Source organism: Nocardia sp. SSK8 (assembly GCF_037034205.1).
Classification (GTDB): domain Bacteria; phylum Actinomycetota; class Actinomycetes; order Mycobacteriales; family Mycobacteriaceae; genus Nocardia.
Map to the genome: position 1 here is coordinate 14,859 of NZ_JBAGKD010000023.1, position 17,544 is coordinate 32,402.

At 67.8% G+C, this 17,544-nt stretch carries 16 protein-coding genes, 1 tRNA gene and 1 pseudogene; 9 read left to right on the plus strand and 9 right to left on the minus strand.

The window, feature by feature from the left end; genetic code table 11:
* Position 1: 1 nt before the first annotated feature.
* The 7 genes from rpmE to argS form a co-directional block, all read right to left on the minus strand.
* A complete protein-coding gene (gene rpmE, locus WA675_RS26725) occupies positions 2-232 on the minus strand; it encodes a 50S ribosomal protein L31 (RefSeq protein ID WP_022567395.1) in 231 nt (76 codons plus the stop codon).
* Between the two features lie 204 nt (positions 233-436).
* Positions 437-2,461 carry a transcription termination factor Rho gene (rho, locus tag WA675_RS26730; RefSeq protein ID WP_442945732.1) on the minus strand — a complete coding sequence of 675 codons (2,025 nt, stop codon included), beginning with the start codon at positions 2,459-2,461 and terminating at the stop codon, positions 437-439.
* Positions 2,462-2,725: 264 nt separating this feature from the next.
* Positions 2,726-3,655, minus strand: coding sequence for a homoserine kinase (gene thrB / locus WA675_RS26735; protein WP_336088110.1), 930 nt, complete (start codon positions 3,653-3,655; stop codon positions 2,726-2,728).
* 25 nt (positions 3,656-3,680) lie between these two features.
* Entirely contained in the window at positions 3,681-4,775 is a 1,095-nt protein-coding gene (gene thrC, locus WA675_RS26740) for a threonine synthase (protein WP_336088112.1), read from the minus strand.
* A complete protein-coding gene (locus WA675_RS26745; RefSeq protein WP_336088114.1) occupies positions 4,772-6,172 on the minus strand; it encodes a homoserine dehydrogenase in 1,401 nt (466 codons plus the stop codon). The genes thrC and WA675_RS26745 overlap by 4 nt, the downstream gene beginning before the upstream one ends.
* Complete coding sequence (gene lysA / locus WA675_RS26750) at positions 6,169-7,590, minus strand: diaminopimelate decarboxylase (protein ID WP_336088116.1); 1,422 nt, start codon at positions 7,588-7,590, stop codon at positions 6,169-6,171. Before lysA ends, WA675_RS26745 begins: the two co-directional genes overlap by 4 nt.
* 34 nt (positions 7,591-7,624) lie before the next feature.
* On the minus strand, positions 7,625-9,286 hold the full coding sequence (gene argS, locus WA675_RS26755) for an arginine--tRNA ligase (RefSeq protein ID WP_336088119.1): 1,662 nt from the start codon (positions 9,284-9,286) through the stop codon (positions 7,625-7,627).
* An 89-nt stretch (positions 9,287-9,375) separates the two neighbouring features.
* Between argS and WA675_RS26760 the strand changes: the two genes are divergently transcribed.
* The 6 genes from WA675_RS26760 to WA675_RS26785 all read left to right on the plus strand — a co-directional run bounded on the left by WA675_RS26760 (position 9,376) and on the right by WA675_RS26785 (position 14,555).
* A complete protein-coding gene (locus WA675_RS26760; protein ID WP_336088122.1) occupies positions 9,376-10,263 on the plus strand; it encodes a DUF3105 domain-containing protein in 888 nt (295 codons plus the stop codon).
* The gene (locus tag WA675_RS26765; RefSeq protein ID WP_336088124.1) at positions 10,263-10,973 is read left to right on the plus strand and encodes a DUF305 domain-containing protein; all 711 of its coding nucleotides are present in this window, start codon (positions 10,263-10,265) and stop codon (positions 10,971-10,973) included. The genes WA675_RS26760 and WA675_RS26765 overlap by 1 nt, the downstream gene beginning before the upstream one ends.
* A gap of 113 nt (positions 10,974-11,086) precedes the next feature.
* Positions 11,087-11,159 (plus strand) — tRNA-Arg (locus WA675_RS26770).
* A gap of 271 nt (positions 11,160-11,430) precedes the next feature.
* The gene (locus WA675_RS26775) at positions 11,431-11,769 is read left to right on the plus strand and encodes a lactococcin 972 family bacteriocin (RefSeq protein WP_336088126.1); all 339 of its coding nucleotides are present in this window, start codon (positions 11,431-11,433) and stop codon (positions 11,767-11,769) included.
* 94 nt (positions 11,770-11,863) lie between these two features.
* Positions 11,864-13,891, plus strand: a complete 2,028-nt coding sequence (locus WA675_RS26780; protein WP_336088127.1) for a hypothetical protein — start codon at positions 11,864-11,866, stop codon at positions 13,889-13,891.
* 19 nt (positions 13,892-13,910) lie between these two features.
* Positions 13,911-14,555, plus strand: coding sequence for an ABC transporter ATP-binding protein (locus tag WA675_RS26785; protein WP_336088128.1), 645 nt, complete (start codon positions 13,911-13,913; stop codon positions 14,553-14,555).
* On the opposite strand, the gene lepB is transcribed toward WA675_RS26785, so the two are convergent.
* Both lepB and WA675_RS26795 read right to left on the minus strand, forming a co-directional pair.
* Positions 14,549-15,211, minus strand: coding sequence for a signal peptidase I (gene lepB / locus WA675_RS26790; RefSeq protein ID WP_442945733.1), 663 nt, complete (start codon positions 15,209-15,211; stop codon positions 14,549-14,551). The genes WA675_RS26785 and lepB overlap by 7 nt on opposite strands.
* A 166-nt stretch (positions 15,212-15,377) precedes the next feature.
* The gene (locus WA675_RS26795) at positions 15,378-16,208 is read right to left on the minus strand and encodes a YbaB/EbfC family nucleoid-associated protein (RefSeq protein ID WP_336088132.1); all 831 of its coding nucleotides are present in this window, start codon (positions 16,206-16,208) and stop codon (positions 15,378-15,380) included.
* 179 nt (positions 16,209-16,387) lie between these two features.
* Here WA675_RS26795 and WA675_RS26800 point away from each other — a divergent pair, with 179 nt between their 5' ends.
* The 3 genes and pseudogenes from WA675_RS26800 to WA675_RS26810 all read left to right on the plus strand — a co-directional run.
* The gene (locus WA675_RS26800; protein ID WP_336088134.1) at positions 16,388-16,696 is read left to right on the plus strand and encodes a hypothetical protein; all 309 of its coding nucleotides are present in this window, start codon (positions 16,388-16,390) and stop codon (positions 16,694-16,696) included.
* Positions 16,696-17,304 (plus strand): hypothetical protein, encoded by a 609-nt coding sequence (locus WA675_RS26805; protein ID WP_336088136.1) that lies wholly within the window; start codon positions 16,696-16,698, stop codon positions 17,302-17,304. The genes WA675_RS26800 and WA675_RS26805 overlap by 1 nt, the downstream gene beginning before the upstream one ends.
* Positions 17,294-17,544: pseudogene (locus WA675_RS26810) on the plus strand (hypothetical protein); the annotation flags it as partial. The gene WA675_RS26805 and the pseudogene WA675_RS26810, both read left to right, overlap by 11 nt.

A 17,544-nucleotide genomic window follows, 5' to 3' on the forward strand; every position in this document is an offset into this window, starting at 1 on the left:
ACTAGGAGGCGTCGGCCTTCTTGCCTGCACGCTTGCCGTAGCGCGCCTCGAAGCGAGCGACGCGACCGCCGGTGTCGAGGATCTTCTGCTTGCCGGTGTAGAACGGGTGGCACTGCGAGCAGACCTCGACGGTGATCTGGCCGGACTCCTTGGTGGAGCGAGTCTGGAAGGTGTTGCCGCAACCACACACGACGGTGGTGTCGACATACGTGGGGTGGATTCCTGCCTTCATGGGCGTCCTCTCGATAATGGTCGCCGGGTCGTACACCGCTGGAGCGCGGGATACGTGAACCGGAACCGACTAGGCGGGATGTCTGCGAACGCGCAGACACACAGCGAACCAGTATGCCAGATCTGGTCACTGCCTCCGAAAACACCCCCGACCACCGATTTGTTCCGGGAACGGAAAAGGCCCCGCCGGAGCGGGGCCTTCTCGTCACTCGTCCAGAGCGCCCGGTGCGGTCTTGGAGACCTGCATCAGGAATTCCAGGTTGTTCTTGGACTTCTTCAGGCGGTCGATCAGCAGATCGATGGCCTGATGCGAGTCCAGGCCGGAGAGCACCCGGCGCAGCTTGTGCAGCACCGCGGCCTCGTCCGGGGACATGAGCAGCTCGTCCTTGCGGGTACTCGACAGGTTGACGTCGACCGCGGGGAACACCCGGCGCTCGGCGATCTTGCGGTCGAGCTTGAGCTCGGCGTTGCCGGTGCCCTTGAACTCCTCGAAGATCACCGTGTCACCGGTGGACCCGGTTTCCACCAGCGCGGTCGCGATGATGGTGAGCGAGCCGCCGTTCTCGATATTGCGCGCCGCGCCGAGGAACCGCTTGGGCGGGTACAGCGCGGTCGAGTCGACACCACCGGAGAGGATGCGGCCGGAGGCGGGCGAGGAGTTGTTGTACGCGCGACCCAATCGGGTGATCGAATCCAGCAGCACCACAACGTCTTTGCCCATCTCCACCAGGCGCTTGGCCCGCTCGATGGCGAGCTCGGCGACCGAGGTGTGGTCGGCGGGCGGCCGGTCGAAGGTGGAGGCGATGACCTCACCGCGCACCGAACGCTGCATGTCGGTGACTTCTTCGGGACGCTCGTCGACCAGCACCACCATCAGGTAGCACTCGGGGTTGTTGGTCGCGATCGCGTTGGCGATGTCCTGGACGACCGTCGTCTTACCCGCCTTGGGCGGGGAGACGATCAGCGCGCGCTGACCCTTGCCGATCGGCATGATCAGGTCGATCACGCGGGTGCTCAGCTTGTTGGGCGTGGTCTCCAGGCGCAGCCGCTGGTTCGGGTACAGCGGGGTGAGCTTGGTGAAGTCGGGGCGGCGCTTGGCCGCGTCCACCTCGCCACCGTTGACCGTGTCCAGTCGCACCAGCGGGTCGAACTTCTGGCGCTGGTTGCTCTGCTCGCCGTCGCGCGGGGCGCGCACCGCACCGGTGATCGCGTCACCGCGGCGCAGGCCGTTCTTGCGGACCAGGTTCATCGAGACGTACACGTCGTTCGGTCCGGCCAGGTAGCCGGAGGTGCGCACGAACGCGTAGTTGTCGAGGACGTCGAGGATGCCCGCGACCGGCTGCAGGACGTCGTCCTCGCGGATCTCGAAGTCGCGGGCCTCGCCGCCACCACCGGCGCCACCGTCGCGGTCGCGACCACGACGACGCTCGCGGAACCGGCGGCCCCGGCGGCCCCGGCCGCCTTCCTCGTCGTCCCCGCCACGGTCGTCGCGGGAGCCGCGATTGCCGTTCTGGTTCTGGTTCTGGTTGCCGCCCTGGCGGTCGCCGCGCTCACGACGGCGCTCGCCCTGCTCGCCGCCCTCGGGCTTGTCGGCCTTGTCGGCCTGCTTGGTCTCCTCGCCCCGGTTCTCGGCCGCGGCGTTCTCGCCACCACCGGAACGTGCCTGGTCACGACCACGACGCTGCCTGCCACGGCCACGCTGGCCGCCCTCGCGCGCGGTGTCGTCGCCGGATTCGGCGGGCGCCTCGCTCTTGGCCTGCTCGGTCTTGGCCTCGGCCTCGACCTGCTTGGGCTGCTCGGTCTTGGGCTGCTCGGCCGGAGCCTGCGCGGCCTCGACCGCGGCGGCCGACTTCTCGGCGGGCGCGGCCTTCTCGGCACGCGCGGGGCGCTCCGACTTGGCGGCCGAGGTCTTGGCGGCGCTCTTGGCGGGGGCCTCGCTCTTGGCGGGCGCCTCGGCCTTGGCCGGAGCCTCGGACTTCGCCGGCGCGCCGGCCTGGTTCTCCTTGATGGCGGCGATGAGATCGCCCTTACGCATGCCTGAGGTGCCTCGGATACCGAGCTCCCCCGCCAGTGCGCGCAACTGCGGCAACAGCATTCCAGTCAGCCCCGATCGTGCGACGTCGGTGTGTTCGCTCATTTTCGAAATCTGTCCGGATTCACTTTCGCGGCCGCCCGAGTTCGTAGGGTCGGAATCCACCCCGGGTGTCGCGAGCAGGTCCGTTTCTGTCACGGAAGTCCTTTCCTTCCCTCGAATGCCGTGTGCTGAGTCGAGGGTTCGTTCCGTAGACCCGGCACCACATGCCGAGCTCGGATTACGCGTCCAGCAGGACGCCTGTGCCGTACTACCCGCCCCGCCGGACCGGAGGCTTCGCCACCAGAGGAAAGTGGTAAGGGGAGCGATTGCCCTGATGAAGCACCGGCGTCTGATGCGCACGATGTACGGACCTGCACAGAATAGCTGCCCATTGCGAACAACGGCAAGGCAGGCACGCCGTCAGGCGATCGCCACGCCGTCCGCGATCCCGGGCTCGACGACCCGCAGACCGTCTGCTTCGGCCTGTTCGCGCAGCTCAGCGGGGAAATCCGCGGTGGTCAGCGCGAGGATGGTCGGGCCCGCTCCGGAGACCGTGGCCGGGATACCCGCGGCGCGCAGCCGCTCGATCCAGGCGGTGGTCAGCGGTAGCGCGGGCGCACGCTGGGTCTGGTGCAGCCGGTCGGTGGTGGCCGCCATCAGCAGGTCGGGACGCTCGGTCAGGGCCACCACGGCCAGCGCCGCGCGGCTGACGTTGAACGCCGCGTCCCCGTGCGGCACCAGCTCGGGCAGCAGCCCGCGGGTGTGCGCGGTCGAGGAGCGTTCCTGCGGGATCAGCACCACCGGGCGCAGGGCGGCGGCCGGGTCCAGGCGCACGGCCCGGTAGGACCGGGTGATGTCGGCGTCCTCGGTCTCGGTCCACGACACCACGATTCCGCCGAGCACGCTGGCCGCCGCGTTGTCGGGGTGTCCCTCGAACTCCGCGGCCAGCTGCACCAGCCGGTCGGCGTCCAGCCGCAGCTCGGGGTCGAACTTCGCGGCCAGGCCCGCGCCCGCGGCCAGGCCACCCACCACGGCCGAGGCGCTGGAGCCGAGCCCGCGCGAGTGCGGAATGACATTGCGGCACACCACGTCGAGGCCGTCGGCCCACACGCCCAGCGACTCCAGCCCGCGCTCGATCGCGCGCACCACCAGATGCGTTGGGCCCCAGGGAACGTCGTCGGCGCCCTCGCCCTCGACCCGGATCTCGAGGCCCGATTCGGTCGTGCGCACCACGATCTCGTCGTAGAGGCCCAATGCCATTCCCAGGCAGTCGAATCCGGGGCCGAGGTTGGCGGTGGACGCGGGAACACGCACGGTCACTTCGAGACCGGCGGGCAGGGTCGCTGTCATCAGCCTGCTCTCGCGCGCGCTCAACTCAGGCCAGCTCGAGTTCGTGGGCCACGGCCACCGGGTCGACGGCGATCGGCTTGACCTCGGGCATCCCGGCCAGCGCGTTGTCGGGGTCCTTGAGACCGTTGCCGGTCACGGTGCAGACCACGGTCAGGCCCGAATCCAGCCAGCCCTCGGCGCGGGCGGCCAGCAGACCAGCCACGCTCGCGGCCGAGGCGGGCTCCACGAAGACACCCTCGGTGGCGGCGACCAGGCGGTACGCGGCCAGGATCTCCTCGTCGGTGGCGGCGCGGAAGGCGCCACCGGACTGCTCCTTGGCCTCCATCGCCCCGTTCCACGACGCCGGGGCGCCGATCCGGATGGCGGTGGCCACGGTCTCGGGGTCCTTCACGGGCGCGCCGTTGACCAGCGGGGCCGCACCGGCGGCCTGCACACCGAGCATGCGCGGCAGCACCGAGGTGACACCGTCGGCGTGGTACTCGCGGTACCCGCGCCAGTAGGCGGTGATGTTGCCCGCGTTGCCCACCGGCAGCACGTGCACGTCGGGCGCCTTGCCCAGCACGTCGCAGATCTCGAAGGACGCGGTCTTCTGGCCCTCGATGCGCGCCGGGTTCACCGAGTTCACCAGGCCGACCTCGGGGAAGTCGGAGGTGACCTTGCGGGCCAGCTCGAGACAGTCGTCGAAGTTGCCCTCGACCTGGATGATCTTGGCGCCGAGCATCACGGCCTGGGCCAGTTTGCCCATCGCGATCTTGCCCTGCGGGATCAGCACCGCGCACTCCATGCCCGCGCGGGTGGCGTAGGCGGCGGCCGAGGCCGAGGTGTTGCCGGTGGAGGCGCACAGCACGGCCTTCTGGCCGCGGTACTTGGCGTCGGTCATCGCCATGGTCATGCCGCGGTCCTTGAACGACCCGGTGGGGTTGGCGCCCTCGACCTTGAGGTAGACCTCGCAGCCGGTCAGCTCCGACAGGTGCGTCGCGGGGACCAGCGGGGTACCGCCCTCGAACAGGGTGACCGGCTCCCAGTTCGCGGCACCTTCGAGCCGATCACGGTAGGCCGCGATCAGACCCGGCCAGCGCGAGTGCACGCCGAGCTGGGGGGCGATGCCAGTGGTACTCATGATTCTTCGGTGCCTTCCAGTCTGAGAACGCTGGTCACAGAGGTGACGGAATCCATCTCCGCCAGTACCGCGACAGTATCGGCCAGCGAGGACTCCACCGCATGGTGGGTCACGACCACGAGCCTGGCGCCTTCGCCATGGCCCTGCTGACGCACGGTGGAGATGCTCACGCCGTGCTGGGCGAAGGTGTCGGCGACCGCGGCGAGCACGCCGGGACGGTCGGCCACCTGCAGGTTCACGTGGTAGCGGGTGGGGGTGTCGCCGATCGGGGCGATGGGCAGCTCGGCGTAGACCGACTCGCCCGGCGCCCGGCCGCCGTAGAACTTGTTGCGCGCGGCCATCACCAGATCGCCCAGCACCGCCGAGGCGGTCGGTGCGCCACCGGCACCCTGGCCGTAGAACATCAGGCGACCGGCGTTGTCGGCCTCGACGACCACGGCGTTGAACGCGCCGTTGACCGAGGCCAGCGGGTGCTTGCGCGGGATGAGCGCCGGGTAGACGCGCACCGAGACGCGGTCCTTGCCGCCCTCGGCGGAGCCGGGCTCGCCCGGACCGGCCGAGACGCGCTCGCAGATGGCGAGCAGCTTCACGGTGCAGCCCACGGCCGAGGCGGTCTCCAGATCCTCGGCGGTGATCTTGGAGATGCCCTCGCGGTACACATCGGCCGCGGTCACCCGGGTGTGGAAGGCCAGCGAGGCCAGGATGGCGGCCTTGGCAGCGGCGTCGAAGCCCTCGACGTCGGCGGTGGGGTCGGCCTCGGCGTAGCCCAGCGCGGTGGCCTCGGCGAGCACGTCGTCGTAGGCGGCGCCGGTCTCGTCCATCGCGGAGAGGATGAAGTTGGTGGTGCCGTTGACGATGCCGACGACCTTGTTCACCCGGTCACCCGAGAGCGACTGGATCAGCGGCCGGACCACCGGGATGGCCCCGGCGACGGCGGCCTCGAAGTACAGGTCGGCCCGGCTGGCCTCGGCGGCGGCGGCGAGCTCGCCGGTGTAGTCGGCCAGCAGCGCCTTGTTGGCGGTGACCACGGACTTGCCCGCGCTCAGCGCGGCACCGATCAGCGCGCGGGCCGGGTCGATCCCGCCCATGACCTCGACCACCAGGTCGACGTCGTCGCGGGTGACCAGCGCCTCGGCGTCGGTGGTGAGCAGTTCGGCGGGCAGGCCGCGGTCCTTGGTCAGGTCACGCACGGCGACACCGCGCAGCACCAGCGGCGCGCCGACGCGCGAGCGCAGGTCCTCGCCGTTGTCGCGCAGCACGCGCACGACCTCGGTGCCGACCGTGCCCATGCCGAGCACGGCCACACCCAGCGGACGCCCCGCGTCCCCGTTGTTCGCGCTCAGCCCACCCGTCACCCGGCCGCCATCCCTCACGGAATCGCTGTGCGATGCGGTCATTGTTCTACCTCCAGGCTCAGCAGGTCCGCCACCGTTTCCCGGCGCAGTATCAGCCGCGACTCCCCCTCGCGCACCACGACCACGGCGGGCCGGGTGAGCTGGTTGTAGCGGCTCGACATCGAGTAGCAGTACGCCCCGGTCGCCGCGACGGCCACCAGGTCATCGGGGGCCACGTCGGCCGGCATCCAGGTGTCCCGGATGACGATATCGCCGCTCTCGCAATGCTTTCCGACCACGCGCGCGACGACCGCGTGCGCCTCGGAGGAGCGCGAGACCAGACGGCAATCGTAGTCGGCCTGGTAGAGCGCGGGGCGGATATTGTCGCTCATCCCGCCGTTGACGCTGACGTAGCGACGCCGGGCGCCGCCGTCGAGCTCGACGTCCTTGATGGTGCCGACCTCGTAGAGGGTGACGGTGCCGGGGCCCGCGATGGCGCGGCCCGGCTCCACCGCGATGACCGGCTCGGGCAGCCCGGCCCGCTCGGCCTCGGCCGCGACCAGCTCGCGCAGGCTGGCGGCGAACTCGTCCAGCGGCGGCGGGTTGTCGGCGGGCAGGTAGGAGATGCCGAGGCCGCCGCCCAGGTCCAGGGTGGCGATCTGCGCGGTGCGCTCGATACCGAACTTGTCGATGGCCTCGCGCAGCAGGCCGAGCATGCGGCGCGCGGCGATCTCGAAGCCGTCGATCTCGAAGATCTGCGAGCCGATGTGGCTGTGCAGGCCGACCAGGCGCAGGTTGTCGGTCTCGAAGACCCGGGCCAGCGCCTCCATCGCGTCGCCACCGGCGATCGAGAAACCGAACTTCTGGTCCTCGTGCGCGGTGGAGATGTACTCGTGGGTGTGCGCCTCGACGCCGACGGTGACCCGGACCAGCACGTCCTGGACCACGCCCGCCGCCCCGGCGACCGCCTCGAGCCGGTCGATCTCGTAGAGCGAGTCGACCACCACGTGCCCGACACCGGCCGCGACGGCGGTCTCCAGCTCGGGCACGGACTTGTTGTTGCCGTGCAGGGCGATGCGCTCGGACGGGAAACCGGCGTTGAGCGCGACGGCCAGCTCGCCGCCGGAGCAGACGTCGAGCGAGAGGCCCTCGTCGCGGATCCAGCGCGCGATCTCGCCGCACAGGAACGCCTTGGAGGCGTAGTGCACGCGGGCGTTGGGGCCGAACGCGGCCACCATGTCGCGGCAGCGGGTGCGGAAATCGTCCTCGTCGATGACGAACAGCGGCGTGCCGTACTGCTGGGCCAGCTCGGTGACCGGCACACCAGCCAGCCGGACCACGCCGTCCTCGCCACGGGTGGCGTTGCGCGGCCAGACGTTGGCGGGGAGGTCGATCATCTCCTGCGGGTCGCTGGGCCGCTCGGCCAGGCTCGGCGCGTGCGGGATCTCAGCGTGCCGGGGACCGGCGGGGTGTGCACTCATCGCGGTGCGTCCTTCCTGACAGACTTGCCGGTGTTCACATGCGCTCCGGTGCGCTGACGCCGAGCAGGGCGAGACCGTTGGCCAGTACCTGGCGGGTGGCCTTGACCAGTTCCAGCCGGGCGGCATTGAGGGGGGTGACCGCATCGTCGCCCTTGGGCAGCACGCGCATGTCGTCGTCGGACTGGAACGGGTGGTAGACCCCGGCCAGTTCCTCCAGGTAGCGGGCGATGCGGTGCGGTTCGCGGGTCTCGGCGGCGGTGGATACCACGCGCGGGAAATCGCCGAGGGTGCGGATCAGGTCGCCTTCGCGGGCCGAGGTCATCAGCGCGAAGTCGGGTTCGGTGCTCGCGAACTCGGCGTACTTGGCGGCGTTGCCCAGGATGCTGTTGGTGCGCGAGTGGGCGTACTGCACGTAGTAGACCGGGTTCTCGCTGCTGGCCTTGGTCCACAGGTCCAGGTCGATGTCGATGCTCGAGTTCACCGAGGAGCGCACCAGCGAGTAGCGCGCGGCGTCGACGCCGATCTGCTCGACCAGGTCGTTGAGGGTCACCACGGTGCCCGCGCGCTTGCTCATCTTCACGGCCTGGCCGTCGCGGACCAGGTTCACCATCTGGCCGATCAGCACCTCGACGGTGTCGGGGTTGTCGCCGAAGGCCGCGGCGGCGGCCTTCAACCGGCCGATGTAGCCGTGGTGGTCGGCGCCGAGCATGTAGATGGCCAGGTCGAAGCCCCGCGCGCGCTTGTTCTGGAAGTAGGCGATGTCACCGGCGATGTAGGCGGCGTTGCCGTCGCTCTTGAGGACCACCCGGTCCTTGTCGTCGCCGAACTCGGTGGAGGCGATCCACCAGGCGCCGTCCTTCTCGTACAGGTTGCCCGAGTTCTTCAGCTGCTCGACGGCCCGTTCCACGGCACCGGAGGCGAACAGTTCGCTCTCGTTGAAGTACACGTCGAAGTCGGTGCCGAAGTCGTGCAGATCCCGCTTGATCTGGGCGAACATCTGCTGCACGCCCTCGCGCCGGAACAGCTCATGGCGCGCGTCGGCGGGCAGGGTCATGGCGTCGGGGTGCGCGGCGACGATGCCCGCGCTGATCTCCTGGATGTACTCGCCCGCGTAGCCGTCCTCGGGGGTCGGCTCGCCGAGCGCGGCCGCGACCAGCGACTTGGCGAAGCGGTCGATCTGGGCGCCGTGGTCGTTGAAGTAGTACTCACGGGTCACCGCGGCACCCTGGGCGGCCAGGATGCGGCCCAGCGCGTCACCGACCGCGGCCCAGCGGGTGCCACCGAGATGCACCGGCCCGGTGGGGTTGGCGGAGACGAACTCGAGGTTGATCTTCGCGCCGGACAGCGCGGCGGCGGTGCCGTACGCCTGCCCCGCGGTCAGGATCTGGGTGATGATCGCGCCCTGCGCCGAGGCGGCCAGGCGGATGTTCAGGAAGCCGGGACCTGCGACATCGGCCACATCGATGGCGTCGGTGGCAGCGAGCGCCTCGGCCAGCCAGCCCGCCAATTCGCGCGGATTGGTTCCGACCTTCTTGGCCACCTGCATGGCCACATTCGTGGCATAGTCGCCGTGTTCGGGGTTGCGCGGCCGCTCCACTGTGACCTGCTCGGGCAGGACCGACGAGTCCAGTCCACGTTCGACAAGCACCTTCGCGGCGGTGGTGCGAAGGAGATCTGCAAGGTCAGCTGGAGTCACGAGTCTCTATCCTATTGGCTGGGCGCCTCGCAACCACGACCGCCCGGTACGAACGTCCCGATCCACACGTCGAAAGAGCACATCCAGCGATGCCGAGCAGGACCAGCGCCACCTCAGCCAAGGCCGTCCGCGCCGCGGGGAAATCGTCTCCGTCGCGCAAACCCGGGAAGGGAAAGCTTCCGGGCAAGAAGCGGGAAACGCCATGGGCGCTGCTCGGCGCGAGTGTCGCGATCATCGCGCTGGTCGGCCTGCTCGCCTACAGCCTGGTGCCCAAGTACCTGGACCAGGCCGCGATCCGCGAGGCGCAGACCGACCTCAAGGAATGGGTGCCCTCCCAGGACAATCAGGACCCGTCGGCCAAGATCGAGGGTGTCGTCAAGCAGGACTACCCGGCCGGACTGCACGTCACCCCCGAGCAGCGGGTGGCCTATGACAAGTCCCCGGCCTTCGGTGGCCCGCACGACGGCGCCTGGGCCAACTGCACCGGCACCGTCTACGCCAAGCCGATCCGGATGGAGAACGCGGTGCACTCGCTCGAGCACGGCGCGATCTGGATCGCCTACAACCCGGACAAGGTCGACGCGGCCGGGGTGGAGAAGCTGTCCAACTTCGTCAAGGGCCGTCAGTTCAGCCTGATGTCGCCGTACCCGAACCTGGACTCGGCCATCTCGCTGCAGTCGTGGGGCCACCAGCTCAAGCTCGACTCCGCCGACGACGTGCGGATCAAGCAGTTCATCTCCGCGCTGCGCGAGAACCCCTACGCCTACCCCGAGGTCGGCGCGAGCTGCTCGAACCCGATCTTCGACGCCGAGAACCCGCCGCCGTTCGACTCCTCGCCGTACGGCCCCGAGGCGGTGCCGATGGACGGCGCGGGCCTGACCCAGGACCAGACCGAGCTGGGCGCGGGCGGCGGCTTGCCCGGGATTCCCGGTGTGCCGAGCATCCCGATGCCCGGCGGCCTGCCCGCGGGTCAGTAGTGAGCACCGAGACGACGGTCGAGCCCGCGGCGACACAGCCACCGACCCGGCGTCCGGCCGGGGCGGTGCTCGTCCTCGGCGCGATCGGGCTGCTGCTGCTCGGCGCGGTGGCCGGGGTGCTGCTGCGGATGCCGCTGGACAAGGCCGACGACCCAGCCCCCGGCCCGGTCGACATCGGTTTCAGCCAGGACATGGCCGCCCATCACGCCCAGGCCGTCGACATGGCGGGCGTGGCGCTGATCGCCTCGACCGACAACGACGTGCGCCGCCTCGCCTACGACATCCTGACCACCCAGCAGAACCAGATCGGCCGCATGCAGGCCTGGTTGCAGCTGTGGGGCGAGACCAACCAGAACGTCGACGGGTTCATGGGCTGGATGACCGAGCACGGCGGCGGCGCGCACGGCCACGGCGGCGGCGCCGAGCACGAGATGTCGGGCCCGATGACGACCATGCCCGGCATGGCCAGCCAGGAGGAGATGACCGCCCTGCGCCAGGCCACCGGCCCGGCCCTGGACACGCTGTTCCTGCAGCTGATGCTGCGTCATCACCAGGGCGGCGCGCCGATGGCCGAGTACGCGGCCGAACACGCCGACGTCTCGGCCGTGCGCCTGCTGGCCGTGCAGATGGCCAAGGCCCAGGCCAGCGAATCGGCGCTGATGACGAGCATGCTCGCGACCCGCGGCGCCACCCCGCTGCCGCTGAACTGACCCACGGTGCCGGACCGGGTCAACCACCCGGTCCGGCACCGTTTTTGGCGCACCGCATTCCATGCGATACGCTGTCGCTGCCCGATCGCCACACGGCGACCGGCCACTATCCCGCCCTCGTAGCTCAGGGGATAGAGCGTCTGCCTCCGGAGCAGAAGGCCGCAGGTTCGAATCCTGCCGAGGGCACAGCCGAGCAGGCCCCCGACCACTATCCAGTGGTCGGGGGCCTTTTTCGTCCGCGTCATCTGCCGCACCGACCACCCCGGAAAAAAATCCGAAAATGAGGGAACCGATCTCGACCGAGTGCCGTCAAACCTTGTGACAGAACAAATTTCGGCGCTCGGAGCATCTGATCCGAGCACGAGCCAGGAACCTCATGGTGGGGAGTCGTGACCTCCCCACCATCAGGGCCGCACGTCAGACGCGCGGCTTACCACTCACATGGGAGAGAACCAGTATGTCATTCCTCAAGAAGGCGATCGTTGTCAGCTTCATCGGGCTGGCCGGCATCGGCACGGGTATGGGCATCGGCCACGCAGGCGGTGTGGAGAACCCGGAGGGGGGTGTCTGGGAGTACGGCACCGATAACGGATCGACCGGCAGCCCGAACTACTCCATCTACAACCACAGCTACCGCACCCACGCTTCGTCGGTTCGCAACTGCAACGGCGTGGTCTTCTCGGGCTGGATGAGCCCGCAGTTCCAGGCGGTCGCGAAGCAGAACCGATGCCTCACCGGCAACGAGGCCTTCTGGAACGTCCTCGACCCCGCCCTGGAGGGTTCGACGTCCTACTAGGCGACGCGCCCGCACCACGGCGGGCCGGGTAGATAGGTGTGCCTGCACGGGATCGGATCCGGTGCAGGCACACCGTTCGAACGAGTGAGGAAACGTGAAGCTGCTTCTCAGGATTGCGATCCTGGCCGGATTCGGTTTGGCCGCGATGATGTCGGTGGTTCACTTCGACGTCAGCGAGTCCGCGCAGACCCTGCGAGGCACCACCGAACTCGTGGTCGACGATTTCGACCGAGCCGTTCCGAAGGACATGTTGTCCGCCGCCTTCGGCGCCATCGCCGCCGACAATCGGGTCAATATCTACAAACTGGACTTCGGGGTCGACAGCGACGACCGCCGGTTCTACGCGTACATCGGCGATCAGGACAGGGCAACGGCCCTCGCGCCCGGGGGCGAATACGAGGACTTCGACCCAGGACGAAGCACTCGCATCTTCCCCGCCGACGACCTCACCATCCAGGATATTCGCGGCCGTTATCTGATCGATGGCACCGAGCAGTCCACCCAGCGCGCGATCATGGCCCTGGCAGATTCGGGATTCACGATCGCGACCTGGCGTGGCGCGCACCGATCCGACATCCTGGCCGCGCTTTCACAGACCAAGCTTCCGCACATCTTCGCCGTTGTCATCCTGTGCTGCGCGCTCATCGTGGCACATTCGGCGATCCGATCGGCGAAGACGTACGCCATCAAGGCACAGCACGGATACAGCCGTTTCCGGATCGTCGCGGACAGCCTGGTGGACCTAATAGCCATCTGCAGCGCGGCGGCGATCGCCAGCGCGGTAGCTGTGGCGGGGTACCTGTATCTGTACAACGGCTGGACACGTTTCGACGCCTTTCTCCCGACGTTGCTCGGCGCTCTCGGCATGCTCCTGACGCTGTTGCTGCTTGTCAGTGCCATTGCCGTGATGATCACGCTCCAGGGTCGGCACGGACAGCAACTGAAGGGCTCGACGCCGGACGCCAAGATGCTGACCTTCGCCTACGTGGCGAAGTTCGCGCTGCTGGCCGTGCTGGTCGTCCTGATGGCCGGCAGCGTCCGCGCCCTGGTGCTCTACGCAGACCTCAATCGTGCCGCACAACGATGGTTGGCCACCCCCGACTATCTCGCGCTCAGCTACGCGGTGGGAACTCCGTTCGGCGACCGTGCCGAAGCACGTGAACTCGACACCGCCTTCCGGACGATGTTCGCCGACCTGGAACGCGAGAACGCGGCATTCCTCGCGGTGAGCCACGACCTCCGCCCCGCGGCCGACATCCGTCTCGATGACAAGCCGAGTGATCTCATCGTCGACAACAATTTCCTGAGCACCGACTGCGTCCACGAGTCGACGGGCACTTGTGTCCGCGGAACCCCCCTCGGTGACCTGGAAATGCACCTGCTGATCCCGGAGAACAGGCGCGCGGAGGAAGCCGCGATCGTCGACCGGTACCGTGCGTGGATCGCCTTCCAGCAAGAAGTGCAGCGGTCGCCGATCGACCCGGCCGATATCGAGGTCACCGTGCGATACCTGCAAGCGGATCAGGACGTGTTCGCATTCCGGGCGTCGAATTCCGCTACCGACGGATTCGTCCGGGATCCGGTCATCCTGGTCACCGACGCGAACAAGCGCCTGCTGTCGGACAACTTCTACTCGGCGAGCTCCACCAGCGGAGAGATCCTGTTCCGGGACCGACAGCGGTTGGACAGCGCGCTGGAGGACAGCGGAATCGGCGCGTTTCTGCAGTACTACTACTCGATCAAGAGCCTGTCCATGCAGGACATCGCCGAGGCCGATCAGGCAGGCAGGAACCAGCTGGCAAGCCTGGTCATCACCCTGATCGCGGCGACCACGGCGTCCGGGCTCCTGGCCGCGTTGTACTGCGGTCGACACCGAAAGCGGATCTACCTGAAGGAGATCCATGGCTTCTCGTTCCGGCGTCGCCACGCCACCCTCGCGATCGGGTTGCTGCTCGGCAGCGGCACGGTTGTGGTGGGAGTCGTGCTGGGCGGCGGTGCGCCGACCACCGACGCGACCAGTGCGCTGATCCTGGCGATGGTGGCCGTCGATGTCGTCATCACCTTGGCGTTCACTGCCGCCTACGAGTCCCGGGCACATCAATCCTGGCTCAAGCGAGCCTGACCGAAACGAAGGACACATTATGCCCTCGATCGAAGTATCCGGCCTGCGCAAAGCCTTCGGCTCGAGAACAGTGCTCGACAACGTTTCCCTCACCGTCGAGAGCGGGTCGATGGTCGCCGTCGCCGGTCCCAGCGGAAGCGGAAAAACGACGCTGCTCAACTGCATCGGCCTGCTCGATACCTACGACGATGGCACGATCATCGTCAACGGTAAGGATCTCGCCCGCATGAAGCGAGGGGCCCGGACTCGGTATTTCCGTCACGATGTCGGCTATCTGTTCCAGAACTACGCGCTGATCGACGAGGAAACCGTCGACCGGAACCTGGATATCGCCTGCGCCTATGTCAGCCGCGGCGAGGGCACCAAGAAGGACTGGAAGCTGCACGCACTCGCCGAGGTGGGTCTGGCCGACAAGCTGTCTGCGCGAGTCTTCGAATTGAGTGGCGGCGAGCAGCAACGAGTCGCGGTGGCGCGACTGCTGATTCGTCGGCCGAAGGTGATCCTCGCGGACGAGCCCACCGGCGCGCTCGACGGAGCCAACCGGGACATCATCATGAAGCTGCTGAGAACGATGCGCGACGATGGCGCCGCCATCGTGGTAGTTACCCACGACCCGAATGTCGTGGCGGAGTGCGACGATCAGATCAGGATGGCCGATTACTGAGGGTTCTCACTGTCGACCGCACCTATCCTGCCCGGCGGCCAGATCTTGAAAACGGCCTTTCCGCGCACATTCTCGACCGGTACCGTGCCCTGCAGGTCGTCGGCCACATGCGCGCGCGAGTCCATGGAATCGTTGCGGTTGTCACCCATGACCCACAGGTGCCCCGAGGGCACCGTGATGGGGCCGAACACCCGGCCGCTCGGATACACCGCACGACCCCCGGCCGAGCCCCATGCGTGGTCCCTGATCACATACGGCTCGGTCAGCGGTTTTCCGTCAACGAGGATCCGGCCCTGTGGATCACAACACTCGACGGTCTGACCGCCCACTGCGATCACACGCTTGACGAGATCGTTCTCATCAGGCGGGACCAGGCCGAAATACGACAGGAAATCCTGTATTCCCCGCAGGACGGCGTTATCCGATCTGATCGACGCGTACCTGGTATTCCAGGACGGCGGCCCCACGAAAACGACAACGTCGCCAGGCTTCGGGTCGCTGTCCCCGTAGTAGCTCAGCTTCTCGACGTAGATCCGGTCGCCGATACAGCCGCCGCATCCGTGCAACGTCGGTTCCATCGACTGCGAGGGAATCACGTAGGGGCGGCCGACGAAGGACACCAGGAACGCAGTGATCAGCGCTGCGACCACAACCAAGATCGGTAGTTCCTGCCAGAGCGGCCGTCGCACCTTCCTTCGCCGTCGGAGGGTCCACCTCCTACCGGCGTCGACGGATTCGGCCCCGCTGTCTCCTCCCACACGTACAGCCTAGCCCGGAGTCAGTCGAACCCTTTGGCCCCCGATCAGATCCGGACCTAGGCTCTCATTCCCAGTCAGAGCTGCACCATGGCTCGTCCTGCCCGAGATAGTCGTAGCGTAAGTAGTCGTGAATCGACGGTGACTCGCCCTCCGACAGGGAGATCGGGTCGTGCTGGGCCGGGATCGCTGGGCGCGGCGCCGATCGGTCCTCGATATCCGCGTAGGGGCGCGAGAACACTCGGCTGGGTGGCGGGACCCGTCTCGGCGCCGGTGGGTCCGCGATGACGGTCGCGTAGGGGTTGTCGTCACCAGGTGCGATCACGTCATAGATGCGATGGTCGTCGGAGGGCGGCGGTGGCTGGATAGCCAGGGCCGGGGCCTGTTCGTCGTCGTGGCTGTTTGCACCGGCTTCTTCCGATACCCGCTCGGATCGATCCGGCGTTTTGTGGTCCGACGTCTCGTCCGGCGGTGAATCCGCCTGCCCTGCGTCGATGTCTTCCCGGGGCGACTCGCCGTTCGATGGTGCGGAATCGGAATCGGAATCGGAGTCGGCCGGCGGGGGCGGCTCTGGATCCGATCCGGCGTCCGGCTCGGCGGGATCGTCGCCGGCAGGTTCGGTCTCGTCGTCCAGGGCGATCTCGGCCTGGAGTTCCTCGAGGGTGGCCCGCATGGCCTCGCCAGCCTCGGCATGGGCGAGCCGGTGCAGGTCGATGACGCAGTCCACCAGTTGTTGTGGGTCTGCACACGGGCCGGGATCGCTGAGCCGGACCGCATGGAGCGCTCCATTGGCCCCTACCTCGACGGTCACAGATCCATCGCTGGAGGAGGCGGTTCCCCGGATGCGCAGCAGCGCCTCCTGCAGATAGTCCAGCTGCGCGTTATCGGCTTCCTCCACGATGACACCCTCCCTTTGCCACCAGATCCGGAAGAAATCCGATCTCGATGGAACCTCTGCCGAGTCTGCCGCGTCATATCTAGTGACACAACAGATCTCGAGCTCGACGATAGTTCTCGCGGCCACGCACGGGTCCAGACAGAGACCGGTCGAACCCGGCGGCCAGGGAGGGAGATTTCATGGAGATGAGCGACGAAGGCGTCCAGCTGCTGGCGAGCAGCCAGGAGGCGTCGAGTCAGATGCTGTGGACCAGCGCCGGGCGGTTGACCAGCGCTGCCGCTCAGTTCGCCCCGGCGCAGGCCGGGCGCGACTACCAAGAATACGGGGCGCAGATCCAGGCGGCGATGGAAGCCATCGGCGCCCAGGTGACCAGTTGGGCGGCCACCGTCGAACGCAATGGCAGCAACTTGGCGGTCAGCGCGAACGCGATCGCCGGGTCCGACGGGAACACAGCTGCCGATATCAAGGCAATCGAAGGAGCGCGATAATGCAGGCGTCCACCGAGCAGGGTGGCACCGACGTCGACCGGATTCTGGCTCGGGGACTCGGCAAGCTGAATGCCCTCGGGCAGTTCATGTCCTTGTATCAGGACTGGGCCGGAGCGTATCCGAACGCGACGAGCCCGGATGCGCTGATCGACGGCTATCAGCAACAGCAGGGAATGAGCGTCGAAGCGCTGCGAACCTACGCGACCACGCTGAACAACGAGCTCTCGTCGACACTGAACGACCTGGCCGCGGACCAGCAGTCGAAAGTGGGCCAGTTGAATACGGCGTGGAGTGAGTCGACGGGCTCAGCCGCCGCATCGCAGGCGCAATCGCAGCTGGGCGCCGGCCTGACATCGGATACCGAGTCGCTCACTCTCACCTCGGACACGGTCACCACGGCGGCCGATACCCTGGAGCGGATGGTGTCGGAGAAAGCGTCCACTGTCGAGGAGTACGTCGGTGACAATGTCGCCGGTCTCTCGCTCCAGCAGGTCGCTCTGCTGATCGACTACGCCAAGAACGGTTTCGGCGGGGCGAGTACCGAAGAGGCCGCGGCGAAGCTGCGCGCGATCCTTCCCGAATACCCAGGTGGTTCCGATGTCGCTTGATCCTCAACAGTACGCCACACAGTGGCTGAACACGGTGTTCAAGCCGGACATCGAGAACAAAGTCCAGCTCGTGTCAGGGTTGAACACCGAGACCGACAGTGCTGTGACCGGTTCATTGAAGACGGTCGCCGGCCAGATGAATACGGCGGCCGATACCAGCGGCGCCACGAATCCCGGCACGACCAACCCAGGCACGACCAACCCCGGCACCACCAACCCCGGCACCACCAACCCCGGCAC

Coding starts and splice junctions, on each gene's coding strand:
- rpmE (WP_022567395.1), bottom strand. CDS start 232: ATGAAGGCAGGAATCCACCCCACGTATGTCGACACCACCGTCGTGTGT.
- thrB (WP_336088110.1), bottom strand. CDS start 3,655: ATGACAGCGACCCTGCCCGCCGGTCTCGAAGTGACCGTGCGTGTTCCC.
- thrC (WP_336088112.1), bottom strand. CDS start 4,775: ATGAGTACCACTGGCATCGCCCCCCAGCTCGGCGTGCACTCGCGCTGG.
- WA675_RS26745 (WP_336088114.1), bottom strand. CDS start 6,172: ATGACCGCATCGCACAGCGATTCCGTGAGGGATGGCGGCCGGGTGACG.
- lysA (WP_336088116.1), bottom strand. CDS start 7,590: ATGAGTGCACACCCCGCCGGTCCCCGGCACGCTGAGATCCCGCACGCG.
- WA675_RS26760 (WP_336088122.1), top strand. CDS start 9,376: ATGCCGAGCAGGACCAGCGCCACCTCAGCCAAGGCCGTCCGCGCCGCG.
- WA675_RS26775 (WP_336088126.1), top strand. CDS start 11,431: ATGTCATTCCTCAAGAAGGCGATCGTTGTCAGCTTCATCGGGCTGGCC.
- WA675_RS26785 (WP_336088128.1), top strand. CDS start 13,911: ATGCCCTCGATCGAAGTATCCGGCCTGCGCAAAGCCTTCGGCTCGAGA.
- WA675_RS26800 (WP_336088134.1), top strand. CDS start 16,388: ATGGAGATGAGCGACGAAGGCGTCCAGCTGCTGGCGAGCAGCCAGGAG.
- WA675_RS26805 (WP_336088136.1), top strand. CDS start 16,696: ATGCAGGCGTCCACCGAGCAGGGTGGCACCGACGTCGACCGGATTCTG.